The sequence below is a fragment of the Marivirga aurantiaca genome (genome assembly GCF_016679925.1).
Lineage (GTDB): Bacteria > Bacteroidota > Bacteroidia > Cytophagales > Cyclobacteriaceae > Marivirga > Marivirga aurantiaca.
Genome location: NZ_JAEQBW010000016.1, coordinates 80,595 through 100,965 on the forward strand (window position 1 = coordinate 80,595; position 20,371 = coordinate 100,965).

Sequence of the window (20,371 nt, forward strand, 5' to 3'; positions counted from 1 at the left end):
TTTCTTTTGGGTCAAGCCAAAAGAAAAGAAAGAGTATTAGAACCTGTATCGAATTATCGGTAAGTATCAGTTAGACAGTGAAAATTGATTAAGCATTCTTGTTAAGTTATTTTAAATATTCTAAATGTAGTTTTCCATTAATCAGACCCATCAAAAAGAAAAGGAAGCCTGTGCAGCTTCCTTTCTTTTAGTAAATTTTCAATCTGAAACAGAAATTACTCCATTGCTTTAAAAATATAATCCCTCATGATTTTGTTTGATTCAATCACATAGGCAGGATGCTGCAGGTAAAGGCCCATGGTCATGACGATTACCATATTTTGATCCGGGAATATGTTGATATAGTTTCCTCCATCGCCATCGGCTGAAAGATAAGAGATTCCGGCAAGTTGGCGTAGCCAAAAGCCATGGCTGTAATCAGCTGCACCGGTATTCTCAGCCTCCATCACTTTATCCACGAATGCCGAAGGAATGATCTGTTCGCCATTCCACTGGCCATTGTTCAGATAGGTAACGCCTACCTTCAGCATATCTCTTGGACGCATGTACATTCTCGCTGCACCTTCAGGATAGCCATCGGGTTGGCTTTGCCATTTGAAATCTGATATTCCTAATTGGCCATAAAAGTTTTCTTCCGCCCAGGCTCTGACAGGCTCCTCCACCATGTTTTCCAGCGCCTTCAATACTAAATTCGGACTGGCACTGTTGTATCTCCATTCGGATTCGGGGCCGTTATTGGTACGGCTCAGTAGAAAATCGGCAAAATCATCGGATTGCCAAAGTAAGGTGAGGTCGTTGGAGCCCCATTCATCCCACTGAAAACCCAAAGTCATATTCATCGCATGGTGAAAGGTTAAATCAGCTTTGCTCTGATCCTCTTCAAAATAGCCTGAATATGCGGGTAGGTAGTCTTTTAAAAGTGCATCGGTACTTAAGCCATTAGCATCCAGGGCAATACCTGCTAAAGTAGCGGTCAGGGCTTTGTTTACTGAGGCCACATAATGTAACTCATCCCTTGACCACATGATAGGCTCCGGGGAGTCGTCCACCACTACTCCACCTTCAAAATCAATGGTATCGTTGTTTCCGAAGAAATATTCTTCGAGCACCAGCTTACCCTCTTTATAAATGAGAAGGCTATGTAATTCTGAAAATTCGGATGCCTGAGCTTCAACCATAAGTGTATGGATGATATTAGGATCCAATCCTGCTTCTTCCAGATTGCCTACGGCTAAACCATCTTCTATATCTTCAGGCATTGTGTATCTATAATCCCCTTCAAGCGGTTCCATGATTACTGTAGTATCACCCAGCCCTGCATCCAATTCAATGGAATAAAATTCAGGATGGCTAATGCTAAAGGAATAAATCACGCTGTCTCCGCTATTTTGGCCATCTACTGCATCTAAATCATTTTCGTTAAATACTCCAAGGCCATCGACTCCTGTAGTCACAGTTTTCCCATTATCATTAAGTTGAATACTTGCCCCTTCCAGTGGATCTCCTGTTGCTCCATTTTGAATCAATAATTCAATCGTATAATCAGTAGTATCAATATCAGGGGTGTCGTCTTCCGAACTGCATTGGCTGAAAATTAATCCAAAAGAGATTGCAGTCAGGATCTTTAAGTATTTTATCATCGTTTGTTTAATAAATTTGGTAGTTCAATTTAGGCTGAAAGCACATATTTTCAAAATAGCAGGTGCTACGACAGTTAGAATGGCAATGGAACCGCCATTGTGATAGTAATTGTGGCTTTTATCTTTTTCGTATTTGCCGAGGCCCTGGAATACAGCGCTATAATGTATTCATCAATCCTTTCTCTGAGCCAAGAGAAATGAGTGAGTTCATCAGGCAGACCATCATTTTCAAAAACCGACTGTACCTGATGGTAGCCAGTGCCCTTTGCCTGCTTGATGGGATGTTTAATTTACAGTTTAGGGAGAAGTTTGTTTAGGAAATATTTATCTTAATAGGTTCTTATTTGTAATAGTCCGGTATAAGCGTAGTGCGAGATTTCAAAGCACTTTCCTGTCCGCTTACCGAAAGCTTATTGAATGTAAGTGCTTTTATATTATCACTTTCCCAGAATTGAGTATAACCATTTTTGTTTAATCGTGTTTTCTTTTGTCAGTGCGTGTGGTAAGGCACACTTATTGGCAAGCTTTGGCTAGTACGGCTAACTTTAGCGACTTGACAGTTTGTGAGACCATTACATTGCTATTCAATTACGCTGTCAAATATCCCTACGACTCTAAAACCGACTAACTCATCTTTTGTTAGAACAATATTTGAGTATTCTTTATTTATTGAAAGTGCTTTTAGTATAATAGACGCATGGCTCCATTCACCATCAGAAACATTTTTTACGCTTTCGTATTCTTTTACGGTATAACCAGACCCAAAATCTGCGTCTTGGATACTAGTCGATTCAACTAAAACAATTTTGCCATTTCGTGATCCTCCAGTATAATGCTTGAACAAACACAATGAACCGTTGGGAATGCGTTTATTCATGGATTCGCCAACAACTTTGCATATAAAATCTCCTTCACTAACTCTAATTCCATCAGGCACTTCAACCCAAGTTAATTCCGAATGCTGTTGATTCTCGCTAAAGCTACCTGCTGCTGCTTGTATATCAACTAAGGGAATAGCATTTTTGTAAGGCTCTACTTTTTCAAAATCAAGGACTCTTAAAATTGGTTCTTTTTCGTCAAATGTCAAGCTTTTTACACTTGTTTCATTTTCAATATGAGACGCCAAATAGGCTCGTAATTCCTGATCGCAAGCATAAATCAAAGTTCCCTTAATCCCACGATACATAATGGTTTTATAGATATTGACTACATATTCTTTTAAACGCTCATCATCATCTATCCCTACACTACCATTTCTATCATGGTAGTTTTCTCGAATAATTTCTATACGATTCAAATACTTGTTGTACGTTATCTCTTTGCCAAATATAATTCCAGAGTAATTTAAATCGTAACCTTGGGTAGTGTGGATGCAGCCTACTTCAAGTTTCGGATCAGCAGAGTTTATCCAATCAATATTAACATTGTTCCACTGCAATTTGGTCCCCTCAATCTCAATATCATACAAACTTTTGTCATTTTTGGAAATCCAAGGCCAAGAGTAACCTGCAATGAGTCGGCTCAATCCCAATTCTTTTTCCTTAACAATAATCTCTTTGTGGAAATCTTGGAAGGAAGTAAACAAACGGAAGTCATAATTCTCAGGTATAGTCAAATTTTCAAGAGGCTGGCACTTCAATAAACGGTCAACAAAGTTGATATAGTCGTTTCCCGCAGAAACACGCATTTGGGATGTGAGTTTGATAGGTTTTGCTGACTGACGCTTCACCTCTTGAAACTTTTCTTTAGGGATGTCGGACGGTTTAACTGATTGTGCTTCATCGTAGAAAAATATCTGGTGCTTACTACTTCGCATTATCCAATCGAGTTGTGTACCCTCATTTCCCAATCCTAATGATCGATTGGTGGCGTCAAATGATCCATAGTTAGGAATATTCTTACGCTGAGCCAGGCGATGAGCTTCATCAACAATGAGAATATCGTATTCTTTTTTTACAGCATCCGATGGACCAATAACCATATTTCTTGTAAGCCCACCAATTGCACCGAAAACAGTCTTTAGACTTTTACGCAGTGAGGTCATAGGCACAACCAAACCAATATTCGCATCTCTAAAATTTTGGTGAAATGTTTCAAGTAATCGATACTCCTCTAAGCGATATCCCTCCAAATCCTCAATCTCATCGTCAGCTGGAAGCGGTGAATACAAAAGCTTCATCAAGTATGTTGCGAGAATGGTCTTCCCAGTACCTGCATTACCTTCTACAAATATGCTTGTATGCTGTCGGGAATTTAAAGTATTAATAATCTCCATAACTGAAGCTCTTTGGTCATCAGATAGGGCTTTGTATGGGGAATATTTGAATAAATCTGAATTTTCGATTTCTTCAATCGACTTGCTGACCAAGTTTTCACTTTTAAGTCTTGCCCAAATTTCCTTAAATATATCGCGGTAGAAAGGCTTTTCGTAGTAATTGTGATGAGTTAGTCCACCATTTCCATTTTGGAGTTTATATGTGTTTTCGGCAGATAAATATTGGATGAGTTGCGACTCAATATCTAGCGTTGCGGACTTGTTAAAACGGTCAGAACCAATCAATGTTATGGTATTTAGAACCAAACGATCTTCGTTAGCAAAGTGGTTTTTTATTCGATTAAACGCATTGGTGGTTTCTCCAACATATGCCAATTTACTTTTGTCGTTTTTTATAAGATACACTAACGGCCATTGACTTTTTACCCATTTATTCTCCGCAATCTCGGAAAGTGCATTTTTTGAAAAAGGGTATCTGTTTAAATCAATAACAATGTCTGTTATAGAATTCATAACTCATTATATTTCTTCGCAGTACCCTTAGCTTTATCGACAGGATATTTTTTTTCATTTTCTTTAATTTTAGCTGTAACTATATCCACAACATCAAACTTGTATTTATCAGCCAATAACAAAGCATACGCTATGACATCTGCCAATTCTTCTTTTACTTTCTCCTTATTTGCATCCTCAGCATTTTTCCAAAGAAACGCTTCAAGTAGTTCACCTGCCTCAATATTTAATGCCACAGCCAAATCTTTTGGATTATGAAATTGAGCCCAGTCTCTTTGATCTCTGAAGTCAATTAACTTTTCTGTTAACTTTTTAATATCTGTCATAATATTTACAATTTGGTCATTTGATTAGCCAATTCATATTCTTTATCAAAGGCATTTGCAATTGTGCTAGCATTTCAAGAATAGCAATTGCCCAACTTACTTAATAATATGCAAGTGCCTGATCACCAACAAAAGACTCTATTTCAGGAATAATACCCAGGAAGTTTGCTCCACATAATCCAGTTCACTCCCGCAACCTGCATCCTTATGGAGTATGTCATCTATATTTTTAAAAGTTTGTTCAAACATTATAATTCTCTGCTTTAATCATTTTGTAAATATATCATTCTTCTTGGTGAGCTGGTAATCAAAGGTTGTAAAAGTCTGTTCATCTATTTTTTAGGATGACTCTAAGCCTTGACTAAAATAAAATATATAAATATTTGTATTTGGAACTACAGCTAATGCATTTAGTTAATTTTATTCTTGCGGATATTCATCTATTGTAAATATTGAAGGTTCCATGTTTTGAAACCAATCAATCTTTTTAAGATCTAATATTAGATCATTTTCTTCCTTTTTGTCTAATGGATGCATATCAGCAGTATAACCAAATATAAAGCCAGTCCTTTTATTTGAAAAACCGATCATTACTATCTTCTTAGTCTTATAGCCTTCCCAATGACTGTAACCTAATAATGCAAGTTGAAGAGGTGTCAATGCTTCTTCTCGTGTCATTGAAGAACTGTATAGCATCAAACCTATTATCATATCATTGAATTTTCCGTACCTCCTAGCTATAAATTCAGAGTCCTCATTTTTATATTTATCAGAAAACTCATAAAAATTCTTACCTAAAATTCTTCTTTCAAACCTACTCATTGCCAGTAATTCAGTTGCAAGTTCCAGATTACTGAAGTTGGTCCTATACAACACTTCATTACTTACAAATTTGTCAACAAAATAGCTGTAACGATCATCAGCCTTTTTTAACTGTACTTCCTTTCTGCTTAGGTAGTCTTCCCATTTGCCTTCAATATCAATGCCTATTCCGCTTTGATTTCCACGGTAAAAATGTTTGCTAAATTTTCGCTCATTAAAATAATAATCGGCAAGTAAATCCAATTCATTCCCTGATAGTAGAACAAAGCTTTTAGCTTCATCAAACTTCTTCGCATGAGAATACATTTGTTCATTGGTATCAATGTCATATTGATCACCTGTTCCGGTCAACATTAGTAGCTCTTTATTGAAAAAAGTGTTTTCTCTTTCTTTCAAATATTCAATGAAATCTGGAATAGTATCAAGCTCCCTTACCAATCGAAGAAAAGAGAACCAATTCAAAACATGAGTGTACTTACCTTTGCTTGTCATTAATCCACCGGGATAAAAAACAGGCCTCATATTTAGATTAACAATCACTCTTTGTACCTCATCAATAGTGCTAGGATTGATTTCTTCTAAGGGTTTGTTTGGATGCTTAATTGATATAATTCTTGAACCAAGTAATTTCCTTTCCGCACCTTGTACTTGGGAAATAGCCTTTTTCAATGTGTTGTTAAAATAGCGAGCATAATTGCCCTCAAATGAATAGTTCTTAATTGAAAAGATAATTAGAGTTTTTCTGAAAAGTATGAGCAGATCACAAATTTCTTTTTTATTACCTAGTTCATCTTTTGGATTGGGATAACACCAATATTTCAAATAAGTATTAAAAGCAATCTCATTTACTGCATTCTCACCTATATCACCTTTTTGTTTTGAATCCATAATCTCTAATTACCTATAATATCTTTTTCTATCACCTGAAGACATTGTACTTGATACCAAATATTTAAAAATGCTTACAAAAATTTGACTTTTCCTTTTTGAATTATTAAATGTCTGAACATACACCAACCCCTCATTAAATCCTAATATTTAATCGAAAAGCAATGCATAATACCTATAGGTAGGTAGTGGTTTTGGGGGTAAAGGGAAGGCAATGTTGAAATGAAGTAAAAAAGCTACCCTACTACTCCCCTAAGCACCACGGCAGCTTAATTTTATGTTAAATGCTTAATTTTTAAGCTTCCAGCATGGTTTACAGAAGCCCTTAACCAAATATTATTCGTTCCCACGTGTTTTTTAATATTCCCGCAGAATTTTCTTTCGTCCTGCGTCAATTTATTGTGTCCTGCATCACTTTGCACCCTTCCTGCATGGGTTGGGGGGCTTCCTGCATGACTTTTTACCCTTCCTGCATGACCTTGCACCCTTCCCGCGTGACTTTGTACCCTTCCTGCATAACATTGGAGGCTTCCTGCATGAATCTCAGGGCTTCCTGCATAAATTTTGAGGTTTCCCGCAATGCAGGAAACCTCAAATTCATCTTAAATATGCCTTTTAGGCAATACTGCTACCTTCGATAGTTGCTTTTATACCCTTTTTTACGTGCCTCATCTTTCCAGAAAACATATTTTCCGGCTTCATAAATCTCGTCTACAGCCTGCTTAAGGTAAGTATAGGCTTTGTCGCGTGTAATTTTGGGGCTGCTGTCTTCCCTTCTTTCCCCATTGGCTTTGGCCAGTAATACACTTAGCTCGGAGGCATCACTGGCGGCTTTGTGCAACTTTTCTTCTTCAAAGTTAATGGCTTGCAGTAAGGGCAGGTTGGCCATTCCTAAAGCGGACAGATCACTTAACCCGAATTATTCATGCCAAAAGCATGAATAATGACGATAATCAATTTTCAATTGATTATGTCAGGGTTACCCAGACGATTTATAAAAACCTAAAGCCTAAATTCGAATGGTTTAGTAAATAAATATCATGAGGAAATTAAAATGCAACTACTATATGATTAGGTTTTTATAAATCGTCTGTCCTTCGGACGAAAAATTCAAATAAATTTTTCGGGTAAGTCCTGCACCAAATCGGCATGGCCGCTACCCTCCTCTACACCTTGTACTTTATTGAGTAGGTCCTGGCGTTTACGGAAGGCAAAGCGAAAGGCGTGCTCAATTTCGTTCTTCAAATCATAAGCCAATGGGCTTAATTCGTCCCATTCCTGCTGGGCTTCTTCCTTGGTGTACTGGTCCTTATTCCAAACGGACTGCGCATAGCGCAAGGCACCAATTCGGGCTTCCAGTGTATCAAAATAGACTTCGCCTACACCCACGGCAATGAGTTGCTCCCGGTCCTGGCGGCTCCACTCCTGAAGGTCGGAGGCTTCCTGTACAAATACATCTACAGGCATGTTAGGGATTTTGGTGTCGGCAGGTAATAGGGCTTCTATACTGCCTTGCAGGGATTCAAAATTTTCTTTTGACATTTTACTTATATTTAGTTGAACATTTATTAGAATGGAAATATAAAAGGTTCATTAGTAGATATCAAGATTTTTTTAAATTATTTCAATTATATCATCGGTTGGGGAGATGGTTTGTTTGAGGTGGGGCGGCTGAATCCCCCATAGAAGAGGCACAATGCTCTTAAGTTAAGACAAATTTCCTTCTCTCTTTAGCTTGTCCCGACCACTCGGGAGGGAAGGATGCAAGGTTGATGTCAATGTCGTTAAGTTAAGACAAACCTCCTTCTCCCTTTGGAGAAGGATAAAAGGTTGAGGTTTTAGTTTAAAGATTAACTTAACGACATTGAGGTTTTAATTAAAGCTTAACTTAATAGCATTGGGGGGGCAATATCTAAACCAGCATTTTCCTTATAGATTTTGTCACCATTTTTGTTTTCCCGAATTCCCGGGACAAAAATGTCGGCCAAAATCGGGCAGACTTGGTGCACTATTCCCAGGGCTCTGCCCTGCGTTATCAAATTATACCCCGTTGGGGCTTTTGTTCTAACTAAGTTTTTGGGTGAATTTTAAACGACCTGCCTGATTCATTTGAGGTATTCCAGCCAAAGGAGGTAATCTCAACATTGATAACACCCCTATTCAGCCAGAGGCTGACCAGCCTTTGGCTGGAATCCCCTCGAGGGGATAGCCGCACGGAATTAGGGCCGGAGGGAACAAAAAACTTTATCACTATTATTCTCAATGTTTATCCAATAAGTTAATATTATAAGAATCTATCAAATTAAAAACTACAGTACTTCTGTGCGTCTTCCCCCTTTGGGGGAACTAAAGGGGGCACGGGAACTAAAGGGGGCTAAATCTCCCATTGAGGGGATAGAACCTTCGATTCAAATTAGCAGGGAATAATAAACTTTGTTACTCTTATTCTTAATCTAGAAGCAAAAAAATTTGGGAAAGTGGTACTAAAATTTTTAAGCAAAAATCAAAAAGCCCCCCTTGAGGGGGGCAGTTCCAACGGGCCGTGATTCGTTTAACCTGGTCCCTATTTGTCACCAACGCTAAGTTGTTGGGAAGGATTTTCTTTTAAACTAGGTTTGGTTATCAATAGTATTAGAATTTCCTTAACTTAATTTGAGCAGTATTGCAGCTGTTGCGACTGGAACAGATAAGGCTAATGCCGCTGCTATTTTTGGCGCTAATGCAACAACTAAAACGCTCCCCCCTATAATAGCTAAAACAACTAAAATTGCCATACCCATATCCCTCCAAGGTAAATCTTTAATTGATTCAGCTAGCTCTTCAAATACATCACCTGTCCTAGTAATTATATCCTTTAGAAGTTCAACAATTGCTTCCAATAATTCGAAAACGTGTTTAGCATTTAAGATCAATCGCCATTGGGTTTCAATGCAAACTTTATAAAGAATCAAACCATTTACCGTTTCAAAATTTAATGACACTTGAATAGGCACAGTCACACCATTAATGGTTATTGCAGTTCTACCAATTACAAACTCAGGTATATCAAGTAACGGCCCCCTAACATAAGGCAGCCCATAGGTGTTCATATACGTGTCAATTGCCGATAGCTTTCTCCTGCCCGCGTAACGTCCAGAAGGCGAGTTTGGTTTGATTTCATAATAATCTTTAATTGTCCCACTGTCAATTAATATATCCGGTCGTTTGTGTGGTACGGTAGATAATAAATCAAAATATAATGGATTAATTGTTGGATTCTTTAATTTTATAAAACCCGCAAGTGTTTTATCAATGCTTCCTTCAAAAGAATAATCTTGATAAATATCCCGGGGCGCAATCATATTCCTACTAAAGTATTCTGTTAAGTTAAAATTAATAAACGGTTCTGCAATAATTCCAAAACCTTTTGCGATTTCTTCGCCAAACAATTCAGAAGGTGCAAAGCAAAGTTTATTTATATCAAGAATATTGGAGTGGTTTTGCAACACTGAACCACCTAAAACTTGACTATTAAGGACATCGTTGCTGTTTTGTAAAGCCGATTGTTTTAATATATCAGGCATTGCTTATTTCTTTATGCTGTGAGCAATTACATCCTTGGACTTGTGGACAACATGGATAAATGGTTTGATAAACTTTTGCTTTTTCATCATCACCATTTTCTATTAAAGAATTAATAAGCTGCAATTTTTTAAGTTCTTGCTCTTTAATTGAATTAAATAATTGCTTTTCTTTTATTGCTTCATCTTGCAAACTTTGAGAGTAAGCATCTAAAGCACTTCCCTGTCCTAAAATTGAATCAACAATAACACCATCTGTTCTTAAAACATTCTTCTTTACTGATAGCATAACTCCATTAACCATAATCTCTCTTCCAGTTTGATCAGTAAATTTTGAATAGAAATCTTTAGCTATTTGGTAGTATTCGCTGGTTGGATTGTCGTTTATATCCAGGTATGATTTTTTTTGAATAAATGATTTATTGGTTGTGTTTCCGTCTTCCTCAAATCCTGTTGGTTGATTATCTTTATAGTCTTTAATATTTAATAATTGATTCAATATTGCATCTTTAACTTCTTTCTTTTTTTTGGCATCATCTATTATAAATTCATCTATTAATTGGTCAAGTTCTGGCAAGGTAAATTCTTTTTTACTTTTCCCTTCTCCATTAAAAAAAGCTAATCTTATATCTGTTAAATGTAAAAGTGAGATAAATTCTTGGTTCATTTGGCGAAAAACAAAATTCAATGTTCTACTTACATTAATGTTTGATATTTCACGTACAATCTCTGTTTCTCCTCCTGATTGTTCTTTAACTTCTGAGCTAGTGTTTATTTGAACATCTCTTTTTGCAGAAGCTTTATTAGCGTGTTTTGAAGTAGCATTTTGGGTATTCTTTGCAAATTCTTCTCTTGAAGAGTTACTGCCGCCTTTAATTCCTCCGCTTACTTTAGCACTTCCCCAACCCCAAGATGCAGATGCTTCAGCTTCTGCATGATATTCAAAATTTTCAGATTCGTTTTGTTTTGCAGAATTTTCACTTGCTACACTCTTTTCAAAATCCTCTGAACTTTCTTTAGTAAATGAGTCTAAAATACTCGAAGCTGCTTTTGAAGTTGTTTCAGTTTTATGGTAAGTATTAATGCTGATTTTAGTTTTTTCACCTGGCAGTAATGAGAAAGTTTTTAAAGTTCTACCAGCCCCATAACTTCCTAAAAAAGATGATAATTTATAGGTTTCCACTAAAACTATTCTTGGTCTTAACTCTGGTTTGATGGGAATATAATTAGAAGTCAATTCGCCAAACATATTTTTATATACATTTAACTTTAAACCTGATTTTAATTGATGAGCTACATCATCAATTTTTAAATTGGAAAGTGTATTTGAAATTTTTTGGTCACTAACTATTTTTGTCACACCATCAACCTCTCCAAGTTTGAGCATTCCGGTTGACATTCTTGCATTGGCAATTGCAGAATTTGCAATACTATTTGCAAATGATTTGGCTATTGTTTTGTTTAAAACTGAACTTTCTAATGATTTTACCCTACTAATTTCTTTATTATCAGAATCTATCTTAGATTTAAAACAATCTGGTTTAAAATAGTTTTTAGCTGTTTTTCCAGTAGGAATGAAATCTAATTCAATAAAATTCTGCCCAGTATAAGAAGTCGGTTCTGGAACATTGTAACTTAAAACAGGAACTCCTTTTGGGTTCGGGTCAAGTTCAATCATTGGTTTTACATTTGACATAATTATTTAATTTATTATTGAAAAAAATTTAAGTGGCTTCGCAAGCTTTCTCACAAGTGGCTAGTATACCCCATAATACAATAGCTGTATTATATTCTTGTGTTCGGTTCCGAACATTTACAAAGGCTTGAAGATATTTACAAACACAAAGTTTTTAACCATTTATAATCTAACTCATAACATAAGGCCTCTCTCTATCAAATCATAATTATTCATCGAAAAACAATGAAAAATACCTACATGTAGGTAGTAGGTTTGGTATTGTGGGTGTGGGAATTGAAAAGAGTGGAGAATAAATGAGACAGTACCGATAACACTCCTATGATCCCCTCAAGCGCCAAAGGCATCCCTATGGGAGGGATAGCCTCACAGATATAAATCAGCAGGAAACAGTAAGCTTTACCTCTATTACTCTAGATGATAAATCAAAAATTTTGAATCTATGATGTCCTATCAAATTAAAAAGCAAAAGTGCATTCCGTGCGTCTTCCTCCTTTGGGGGAACTACAATGCTATTAAGTTAAGACAATTTTCCTTCTCCCATCGGAGAAGGATGAAAGGTTGAGGTTTAAATAAAAGCTTAACTTAAGAGCATTGGGGGAATCTAAGGGGGCCAGGGGAACTAAAGGGGGCTGTACTGGCTTTTATACCCCTTCTTCCGGGCTTCATCTTTCTGGAAAGTAGCCAGCTTAGGATACCGTAGCAACCTCCAAACCATAGTGAACGTTGCCAATCTGTAACTTATACTAAAGAATATTGCACCACATGAAATGAACATAAATTTTAGAATCCTCAATATACCAACCGAGGATGAATAAAATTTATTGAATTCCATGTGGCCATTGACAATAAACATATACACATGAAAGTTGATGAAAACTCAGGCCATTTTATAAACATCTACCATGAGCATTGGGTCTGGCGCTTAAAAATGAGTAAAAGGCCCACCCTCATTAATAAAGTGGCCAAAGGTATGCAGCACAAGATCAACAGAATCATCCCTGAAAAAGTCCATCGAGTGGTTACCAAAGCAGTAAAAGAAATAATAAGAGCGGTTTTATTTGGTGCCGGGTTTACCACTTTTAAACGATTGCAGCCCGGCACTTTGGAGGAAGTGGAGCAACTTGCTCTAAAAAAGATCAAAATTTACTCCTCCTCTTCTGCTGCAGAGGGTGCGATCACCGGCTTTGGCGGTTTCTTTTCCAGTCTGGCTGATTTTCCCTTGTGGCTCTCACTCAAAATGAAAATGTTATTTGAAATAGCCAATGTGTATGGTGTGGATGTGACAGATTACAAAGAAAGGTTATACATTCTACATATCTTCCAGCTCACTTTTTCCAGTCAAAATCACCGCAATGCCATCTTTAAAATAATGAGCGACTGGGAACAACAAAAGGAACAGCTACCCACTGATATTCATGAGTTCGACTGGCGAACTTTTCAGCTGGAGTACCGCGATTTTATTGATCTGGCCAAGCTAATCCAATTAATACCTGGCATTGGTGCCATTTCAGGGGCATTAGTTAATCACACCTATACCAAAAAGCTGGGTAAAAATGCCATGAATGCCTATAGGATGCGAATAGCCGAATTCAATTCCTGAGAAATATGCCCAGATGTTGGTGAAACACTAACCGGGAAGGAGTATACTAGTCAAAGGCTGGTATAAAGAGGCATCTCATGAAAATTGTTGTTGAAATAAAATTCATCTCTACGACTTTATAAAGTCCTTTATAAAAGCATTTTAGTTAAAACTTCAAAAATTAGGCTTTTCATCAAAAAGTGAGGCGTTACATTGAGTTTCTAACATTTCATTTCCAAATTTTATTTCACTTTCTTTTTGTCCCGATACTCGGGAACAAAACAATGCTTCTACGCTTATCCCAACGCTGGCCCGCTGTTTTGTCCACCCCTCCCGCTCTCTCCGAGCAAAACTTGTCCCGGCAAGTCGGGATTTTATTTGGTTTTTCTAACATTGAAGCATTTATCAAGAGTTCCCTAAAGAAAGTAAAAAAAATCAAAGTATCCTTTCCTACAAAACCAGCCATAGATTATAGCTTCATTAGTATCAGTTTATTTATCAACCCGCTTCAGGTCTAAATCTTGAAAATCAAAACTAAAATCAATATTGGGTGAAATGCCTTTCATTTTTATGCCTATTCCTTTGCCTTCTTCATTCAAGCTAAAGGTGGCAAATGCATCTGCATTCATGTCTGTATACTCCCATTTAATGGCGAAAGTAGTAGCCTTATAAAAGAACATCTGGCCATTCAACTTTGGCGATCGCCTGGAGGTAAACCAAAGTTTCCCATCCTCCATAGTAATCTCTATTTCACCAAACCAATTGTCTTTATAAGTTCCTATGTAGTTATTTAAATCAATGATAGAGGATTTGTTTTCTTCAACAACCTTCCACACTTCAGTTGTTACAGAGTCCGACTCATTGCTATTAGCTTTTGCTCTATCTGCCAATTCCTTAACCCAATCCCTTTCTTCAATCTCCAAATAAGAATCAAGTATCGTTTCAGGAATGGAGTTATAGGCATTTCCTCCGGGTGATGAATTTGTTAAAACCACAATTCCCAAATTAAGCTCCGGAACTAAAATTGTTTTTGATAACATGCCTGGTAAGCCACCTGTATGACTAAGAACAATTTTTCCTTGTTTATCTGCGATGAACCAACCCAAACCGTAGGCCGCAAAATGTTGCTTTGTTCTTGGGTTCGGTTTTGTGGTGAATCCTAAATGGGTGTGGGGCTTCCACATCTGGTTTTGCTGGCTTTCAGAAAACAATTCATTGGAGAGCTCATTTCCATATTTACCGTTGTCAAGTTGCATGATCATCCATTTACTCAAATCATCGACAGTGGCATAAATACCACCTGCGGCAGCTACAAGCTCACTAGCGGAATTAGGCAATTGTTTAATTGTTTCACCTTCAGAGTTGTGGGGAAATGCCAGGTTAGCATTTTCTTGCAATCTTGAATTTGTGGCTACTGAATTATTCATTTCCAGTGGTTCAAATATCCGTGATTGAATAAAATCTACCCAACTCATTCCACTTATCCGGGCCACTACTTCTCCTGCGACAATATAAAGAAGATTATCATAATCATATTTAGTACGAAAGGCCGAGACGGGTTTTTGATATTGAAAACTGTTAAGTACATCTTTAATGGTGAAATCGGCTCCATCAGGAATGAACAATAAATCTCCTGCTCCAAGCCCTAAACCGCTTCTATGCGTCAGGAGATCTACAATAGTAAAATTGGTAGTTACATAGTCATTGTACATTTTAAATTCGGAGATATGATCTATCACCTTATCTTCCCAATTCAGTTTCCCCTCGTCAACCAATATTGCCAGGGCAGCGGCTGTAAATGCCTTCGAATTTGAGGCAATAGCAAATAAGGTATGCTCATCTACCTTTTTATCACTATCAATAGATTTAACTCCATAACCTTTAGAATGAATGAGCTTGCCATCTTTTACAACAGCTACAGCAATTCCTACGGAAGGAGTTGATTCTAATGCCCTGCTAACAAGAGCGTCAATTTGAGTTGAATTAATACCCTGGCCAAAGAGTGAATTGCCCAAAGAGAAAATGAGTAATGATGAGAGAAGAAGTGTTAGTTTTTTCATAATTGCTATTTTATTATGACTAAAGTTTACCAAAATGGTAAAAATCAATCTTTTATATTTAGTTCATTTTCATTAATGCTGTCAATTTTCAAGCTCTGTTCGAAGCCAAATTATATCGAAATGAATTTTACTCATCCTCAGTTTGTCCCGAGTACTCGGGATGCTCATTTCATATATGTGTTACCGCTTTTTAAATTTTATTCTCCATTAAGTCTTTTGCTAAGCTAGCTCTTTTTAACTTTTTATTTTTTATCAAATAATCTATATCGTACTTGTTATCAACCATAAGTTGAATGTGATAATAGTTTATGTACTCCAAAATCGCAAATACATTAGCTAAAATTCCCCAAGACAACATCTTATTTGAACTAACATTCCAATTCTGTAAATACACCTGAAAAATAAACATTAACGGCATTATGCCAATTAAAAACTGGTTTGCTTTTTTTGATTTATGGAAAAAATTCAGGTTCCTTTCGTTATCCACTTCTTTACCAATTAATCTTTCCAATTTTAATTTCCAATATAATTGCCCTTGATATAGGATAGCAATGCAAACTAATAATCCATATGAAAGAAAAATTACGTTTTCAATTGAATTAGCAAATAGAAGGTATAACAGCAGAGCAGGAAAGGTGAGATATGTATGAAACCTTTCAGTTGGATAATACCATTTTAACCTTTTTATCAACCGGGTTTTGCTCATTTTTTTCTGACTAACGTTTTATTAAAATGTTAAAAATAAGCAATTTGTAATTATTAGTCCAACTTCATTCAATTTCCATACCTTCTCGTTAGCTTGCGAAGTCAATGGCTGCTATTGGAAGATAACACAGAGCCCTTAAAATTTCCCCATAGGTGGCAGGGAAAAACTAAAGGGGGCTGCAATCTCAACATGGATAACACCCCTATGATCCCCTCAAGCGCCAAAGGCATCCCTATGGGAGGGATAGCCTCACAGATATAAATCAGCAGGAAACAGTAAGCTTTACCTCTATTACTATAGATGATAAATCAAAAATTTTGAATCTATGATGTCCTATCAAATTAAAAAGCGCGGGCTTTTCCGTGCGTCTTCCCCCTTTGGGGGAACTAAAGGGGGCAGCGACCCCTATAATATATCTACTCCGACAATTACTTCACTTGTATTTATTTGGAATATTTTAGATATTTATCTTTCAACCAATACTAATTTACCCATGCACAGTGATAATGACCCACTTAAGAAAAAGAATGAAAAAATACGACAAGAGAATGAAATTAAAAAGCTTAAGCTAAGTGCCGAATTCGGTGCGAATTTCTATAATAGTGAAAATACCAACCTCCCTGCGGATGTTGAATCCCAATTTCTGAACTACATCCAACAATTTGAAGAGGCTGCTGCCAGAAAGGAATCCAAAAAAATAAAGGAAGTATTAGGCAACCCGGTTTTCAAACCCAGAGAAAGTCTTACTGATGAAGAGTTAAAAGATGAGCTATCCAAAGTATTGGAATTCATGGATTTGTATCATATTAATCTGGATGTTATTTATGAAGTAAACGAGAGGGAAATCTATCGTTTTGTTACAGAAGAACTTATGGAAGAGCAGTTAAGCATTTTTGGTGTTCCGGGCATGACTTCCTGTTTTATTTATGAGGAATTTTACCCCAATCATGAGGAGGATATCAAACGGTACAGTGTTGAATTTCTGGACTCCCTCTTCAATAAGAATTTTGAATTTATGCACTACAATATTGCGCAAAAAATGCAGATCAATGGCGAAAACACCTGTGCAGAATTATTCGTGGAGAAAGCAAAGGATTTGATGGAGAAAGCCGGGGAAATAATTCTTCCCTCATCAGAAATAAAATCTATCCACTTCAATAACGATAAAGCAGAGGTTCAATGTGAAATTGAATTTGAAAAATTAAACCAATACACTGTTAATAAGAAGCAGAAAGTCACTGCACACTTGTTTTACTACAATGATTATAATTATTGGTATATCAACAGAATAGTGTTGCCGGAACTGGGATTTAGTTGAACTAGGCTTTAAGGAGGGGGGTGCCGCATTGCTATTAAGTTAAGACAAATTTCCTTCTCTCTTCGGAGAAGGATACAAGGTTGAGGTTTAAATTACAGCTTAACTTAATAGCATTGGGAGGATACCGACATGGAGAGCTTGGCCAACGAGTTTAGTTTAAAAACCGGTCTGACCTGCGGTGCTGACCTCGCAGCAATGGTTAAAGTTGGCAGTACTAAGTGGTTCGTGAGACACGAACCACGGCTGTGAGAGGAGTTGACAAAGTTTGCCACGCTGCGCTCGCAAGGACGTTCTAATTTTAGTTCTCTATAATATCAAGATCGGGTTACTTAGGTAATACACCTGATGTCGGTACGTTGAAAACGTCAGACATCCCGGTTTTAACCAGAATAATAAGCTACAAGCAAAGAACCCAGCAACCAACGGTTTAGAAAGAATGGAAAACTAACGGTCTGACGACTTATAGCCGTACTGACCGGGGATAGCCAACAAGTTTTGGGTTAAAAACCGGTGCGTCAGGCAGGTCGGTGCCGGGATTTGCTTCCACTGGTTATTGCGAGCATGTTATTCCGTGTCAACGGAATTCATGTAAAGCAATCTGTTGGCTATAAACTTAGTTTTCCGTTGAAAACGTCAGACATCCTGACTCAAAGCTTTAAAACCTGCGGTACTGACCTTAGCCCCCGGTCGGTGGCGCACCGATCGGAAGCAGAAAAGATAGTTATTTGAGTCAGATGGTCGAATCAAAGTCGGCAGTAGAATCAAAGTCGGCAGTATTAAGTGGTTCGTGAGACACGAACCACGGCTGTGAAATAATTATCGGAACTGGGGTTTAATTTAATAAACCATTCTATATAGTGCGTCAGGCAGGTCGGTACCAGGATTCGCTTCCACTGGTTATTGCGAGCATGTTATTCCGTGTCAACGGAATTCATGTAAAGCAATCTGTTGGCTATAAACTTAGTTTCCCGTTGAAAACGTCAGACATCCTGACTCAAAGCTTTAAAACCGGTCTGACCTGCGGTACTGACATGGCAGCGATGGTTAGCCCCCGGTCGGTGGCGCACCGATCGGAAGCAGAAAAGATAGTTATTTGAGTCAGATGGTCAAATCAAAGTCGGCAGTATTAAGTGGTTCGTGGGACACGAACCACGGCTTTTTTAGTGAGACACGAACCACAGCTATGGTGAAACTGGAGTTTAACTGAACAAACTTTCATAGAGAGGGTGAAACATTCCTCCCTCTCTCAAAGTCTCATTTTCATCCCTTCATGGGAGGCTTTAAAGCCTAATCTTTCGTAAAAACGAAGCGCATCAGGCCTCATTTTATCTGTAGTCAGCTGAATAAGATGTGCCTTTCTGGCTTTTGCACGATCAATTGTCCAGTTAATCATTTGCTGGCCTACCTTATTGCCCCTATACCGCTCACTTACCCTCACGGCCTCAATCTGAGCCCTGATTCCTCCCTGATAGGTTAGGTATTGGATAAATGATAATTGTAAGGTGCCTACAATTTCAGCTTCGGTTTTAGCTTCTGCCACTATCAATTCCTGATGGGGGTCATTATTGATGTTCCGGAAGGCTTCCTGGTACTTTTCGGAAACAGGAATTGTAAAGTCCTCTCTTGTGCTACCCAGTGGGTCATTGGCCAATAATTGTACAATTGCAGGCAAGTCCTCCTGCTTTGCTTTTCTAAATATGATGTTGCTCTCCATTATGGTTTTTCATTATTAGTATCAATCAAGGGGTTACCAACAAGCACTACAACTAAATTCCGTTCAAATTTACAGATTTATTATTTTTGGCATAATGGATTTAGAAGAAACCAAAAAATCTACATAATTTACCGCCATAAATACATCTTATATGTCACTTCATTCCTTTAATTTACAGCCTGCTCATTTGAAAGACAGCCTCATCAGTCTGCATCCACTACAACTTACTGATTTTGAACAACTCTTCAAGGTGGCATCAGATCCCGAAGTATGGGAGCAACATCCCAACAAAAATCGTTATCAAAGAGAGGTATTTGAAAATTTCTTCAAGGGGGCCATGGAGTCCGGTGGGGCATTTTTAGTTTATGATGCCATGGGAAACGCAGTGGGAAGTTCCCGCTTCTATGACTATAATGAAGAAGACAAGTCCGTGCATATCGGCTATACATTTTTGGCCAAAAGTTGTTGGGGAAAGGGCTATAACCAGGCGCTGAAAACCTTGATGCTGGATTATGCCTTTCAATTTGTGGAAAAGGTCATATTTCATGTGGGCTCAACCAATATTCGCTCTCAAAAGGCAATGACTAAATTAGGTGCTGTTAAAACAGGTGAAATTGAAGTGGCCTACTTTGGGGAAGCGGTGAAGCATAACTTTGTATATGAAATGACTAAAGCGAGTTGGCAAAATAGGTAGTAGCGGAGCTTAGCCAACAAGTTTTGCGTTAAAACCGGTCTGACCTGCGGTACTGACCTGGTAGGAATGGTTAAGGTTGGTAGTACTAAGTGGTTCGTGAGACACGAACCACGGCTGTGAGAGGAGTTGACAAAGTTTGCCACGCTGCGCTCGCAAGGACGTTCTAATTTCAGTTCTCTAAAATATCACGACTGCGGTGCTGACCTGGCCCCCGGTCGGTGGCGCACCGATCGGAAGCAGAAAAGATAGCTATTTGAGTCAGATGGTCGAATCAAAGTTGGCAGTACTAGTGGTTCGTGAGACACGAACCACGGCTTTCAGTGAAGCACTGATGTCGGTACGTTGAAAACATCAGACATCCCGCCTCAAAGCTTTAAAACCGGTCTGACCTGCGGTGCTGACCTGTAGCAAATCTACCAGCCACTACCCTACTTCAAATTTCATTCTTCTCCTGTTTTGTGCAACGCGTGACCCAAAATTAAATTTTCATATTCAATAGCCATTCCTGCTCCTGAGTGGGCTTCAGGATTTTGGTTTTTATCTCTTTAGATTTGGGGAGAGTGTATTTTAGTTGCTT

15 protein-coding genes are annotated in these 20,371 nt (G+C 37.8%); 4 read left to right on the forward strand and 11 right to left on the reverse strand.

Translation table 11 applies throughout. From position 1 onward, the window contains the following. Nucleotides 1-215 precede the first annotated feature (215 nt). Nucleotides 216-1,640 carry a serine hydrolase domain-containing protein gene (locus JKA74_RS19970; RefSeq protein ID WP_201433016.1) on the reverse strand — a complete coding sequence of 475 codons (1,425 nt, stop codon included), beginning with the start codon at nucleotides 1,638-1,640 and terminating at the stop codon, nucleotides 216-218. Between the two features lie 62 nt (nucleotides 1,641-1,702). Here JKA74_RS19970 and JKA74_RS19975 point away from each other — a divergent pair, with 62 nt between their 5' ends. After that, nucleotides 1,703-1,957: a hypothetical protein gene (locus JKA74_RS19975; RefSeq protein ID WP_201433017.1), complete on the forward strand. Its 255-nt coding sequence runs from the start codon at nucleotides 1,703-1,705 to the stop codon at nucleotides 1,955-1,957. Between the two features lie 263 nt (nucleotides 1,958-2,220). Here the strand turns inward: JKA74_RS19975 and JKA74_RS19980 are convergent, their stop codons facing one another. The 7 genes from JKA74_RS19980 to JKA74_RS20010 all read right to left on the reverse strand — a co-directional run bounded on the left by JKA74_RS19980 (nucleotide 2,221) and on the right by JKA74_RS20010 (nucleotide 11,720). Continuing rightward, nucleotides 2,221-4,428, reverse strand: a complete 2,208-nt coding sequence (locus tag JKA74_RS19980) for a DNA/RNA helicase domain-containing protein (RefSeq protein WP_201433018.1) — start codon at nucleotides 4,426-4,428, stop codon at nucleotides 2,221-2,223. Beyond that, complete coding sequence (locus JKA74_RS19985) at nucleotides 4,425-4,754, reverse strand: nucleotide pyrophosphohydrolase (protein WP_201433019.1); 330 nt, start codon at nucleotides 4,752-4,754, stop codon at nucleotides 4,425-4,427. The genes JKA74_RS19980 and JKA74_RS19985 overlap by 4 nt, the downstream gene beginning before the upstream one ends. Before the next feature lie 420 nt (nucleotides 4,755-5,174). Next, nucleotides 5,175-6,464: a hypothetical protein gene (locus JKA74_RS19990; RefSeq protein ID WP_201433020.1), complete on the reverse strand. Its 1,290-nt coding sequence runs from the start codon at nucleotides 6,462-6,464 to the stop codon at nucleotides 5,175-5,177. Nucleotides 6,465-7,092: 628 nt separating this feature from the next. Beyond that, entirely contained in the window at nucleotides 7,093-7,353 is a 261-nt protein-coding gene (locus JKA74_RS19995) for a hypothetical protein (protein ID WP_201433021.1), read from the reverse strand. Between the two features lie 221 nt (nucleotides 7,354-7,574). Continuing rightward, on the reverse strand, nucleotides 7,575-8,006 hold the full coding sequence (locus JKA74_RS20000; RefSeq protein ID WP_201433022.1) for a hypothetical protein: 432 nt from the start codon (nucleotides 8,004-8,006) through the stop codon (nucleotides 7,575-7,577). 1,100 nt (nucleotides 8,007-9,106) lie between these two features. After that, nucleotides 9,107-10,027 carry a hypothetical protein gene (locus tag JKA74_RS20005; protein WP_201433023.1) on the reverse strand — a complete coding sequence of 307 codons (921 nt, stop codon included), beginning with the start codon at nucleotides 10,025-10,027 and terminating at the stop codon, nucleotides 9,107-9,109. Continuing rightward, a complete protein-coding gene (locus JKA74_RS20010; protein ID WP_201433024.1) occupies nucleotides 10,020-11,720 on the reverse strand; it encodes a hypothetical protein in 1,701 nt (566 codons plus the stop codon). Before JKA74_RS20010 ends, JKA74_RS20005 begins: the two co-directional genes overlap by 8 nt. An 862-nt stretch (nucleotides 11,721-12,582) precedes the next feature. Here JKA74_RS20010 and JKA74_RS20015 point away from each other — a divergent pair. Continuing rightward, nucleotides 12,583-13,323 carry an EcsC family protein gene (locus tag JKA74_RS20015; RefSeq protein WP_201433025.1) on the forward strand — a complete coding sequence of 247 codons (741 nt, stop codon included), beginning with the start codon at nucleotides 12,583-12,585 and terminating at the stop codon, nucleotides 13,321-13,323. A 470-nt stretch (nucleotides 13,324-13,793) separates the two neighbouring features. Here JKA74_RS20015 and JKA74_RS20020 read toward each other — a convergent pair whose 3' ends face one another. Beyond that, nucleotides 13,794-15,362 carry a serine hydrolase gene (locus tag JKA74_RS20020; RefSeq protein ID WP_201433026.1) on the reverse strand — a complete coding sequence of 523 codons (1,569 nt, stop codon included), beginning with the start codon at nucleotides 15,360-15,362 and terminating at the stop codon, nucleotides 13,794-13,796. Between the two features lie 190 nt (nucleotides 15,363-15,552). Next, nucleotides 15,553-16,068 carry a hypothetical protein gene (locus JKA74_RS20025; protein ID WP_201433027.1) on the reverse strand — a complete coding sequence of 172 codons (516 nt, stop codon included), beginning with the start codon at nucleotides 16,066-16,068 and terminating at the stop codon, nucleotides 15,553-15,555. Between the two features lie 325 nt (nucleotides 16,069-16,393). Between JKA74_RS20025 and JKA74_RS20030 the strand changes: the two genes are divergently transcribed. After that, on the forward strand, nucleotides 16,394-17,386 hold the full coding sequence (locus tag JKA74_RS20030) for a hypothetical protein (RefSeq protein ID WP_201433028.1): 993 nt from the start codon (nucleotides 16,394-16,396) through the stop codon (nucleotides 17,384-17,386). A 1,246-nt stretch (nucleotides 17,387-18,632) separates the two neighbouring features. Here JKA74_RS20030 and JKA74_RS20035 read toward each other — a convergent pair. Next, nucleotides 18,633-19,100, reverse strand: coding sequence for a GNAT family N-acetyltransferase (locus JKA74_RS20035; protein ID WP_236587973.1), 468 nt, complete (start codon nucleotides 19,098-19,100; stop codon nucleotides 18,633-18,635). A 151-nt stretch (nucleotides 19,101-19,251) separates the two neighbouring features. On the opposite strand from JKA74_RS20035, the gene JKA74_RS20040 reads away from it, so the two are divergent. Continuing rightward, nucleotides 19,252-19,794 carry a GNAT family N-acetyltransferase gene (locus JKA74_RS20040; protein ID WP_201433029.1) on the forward strand — a complete coding sequence of 181 codons (543 nt, stop codon included), beginning with the start codon at nucleotides 19,252-19,254 and terminating at the stop codon, nucleotides 19,792-19,794. Nucleotides 19,795-20,371: the final 577 nt, after the last annotated feature.

What these genes read in the sequence shown, in the direction of transcription:
- JKA74_RS19970 (WP_201433016.1), bottom strand. Translation starts at nt 1,640, where the DNA reads ATGATAAAATACTTAAAGATCCTGACTGCAATCTCTTTTGGATTAATT.
- JKA74_RS19980 (WP_201433018.1), bottom strand. Translation starts at nt 4,428, where the DNA reads ATGAATTCTATAACAGACATTGTTATTGATTTAAACAGATACCCTTTT.
- JKA74_RS19985 (WP_201433019.1), bottom strand. Translation starts at nt 4,754, where the DNA reads ATGACAGATATTAAAAAGTTAACAGAAAAGTTAATTGACTTCAGAGAT.
- JKA74_RS19990 (WP_201433020.1), bottom strand. Translation starts at nt 6,464, where the DNA reads ATGGATTCAAAACAAAAAGGTGATATAGGTGAGAATGCAGTAAATGAG.
- JKA74_RS19995 (WP_201433021.1), bottom strand. Translation starts at nt 7,353, where the DNA reads ATGGCCAACCTGCCCTTACTGCAAGCCATTAACTTTGAAGAAGAAAAG.
- JKA74_RS20000 (WP_201433022.1), bottom strand. Translation starts at nt 8,006, where the DNA reads ATGTCAAAAGAAAATTTTGAATCCCTGCAAGGCAGTATAGAAGCCCTA.
- JKA74_RS20005 (WP_201433023.1), bottom strand. Translation starts at nt 10,027, where the DNA reads ATGCCTGATATATTAAAACAATCGGCTTTACAAAACAGCAACGATGTC.
- JKA74_RS20010 (WP_201433024.1), bottom strand. Translation starts at nt 11,720, where the DNA reads ATGTCAAATGTAAAACCAATGATTGAACTTGACCCGAACCCAAAAGGA.
- JKA74_RS20015 (WP_201433025.1), top strand. Translation starts at nt 12,583, where the DNA reads ATGAAAGTTGATGAAAACTCAGGCCATTTTATAAACATCTACCATGAG.
- JKA74_RS20020 (WP_201433026.1), bottom strand. Translation starts at nt 15,362, where the DNA reads ATGAAAAAACTAACACTTCTTCTCTCATCATTACTCATTTTCTCTTTG.
- JKA74_RS20025 (WP_201433027.1), bottom strand. Translation starts at nt 16,068, where the DNA reads ATGAGCAAAACCCGGTTGATAAAAAGGTTAAAATGGTATTATCCAACT.
- JKA74_RS20030 (WP_201433028.1), top strand. Translation starts at nt 16,394, where the DNA reads ATGATGTCCTATCAAATTAAAAAGCGCGGGCTTTTCCGTGCGTCTTCC.
- JKA74_RS20035 (WP_236587973.1), bottom strand. Translation starts at nt 19,100, where the DNA reads ATGGAGAGCAACATCATATTTAGAAAAGCAAAGCAGGAGGACTTGCCT.
- JKA74_RS20040 (WP_201433029.1), top strand. Translation starts at nt 19,252, where the DNA reads ATGTCACTTCATTCCTTTAATTTACAGCCTGCTCATTTGAAAGACAGC.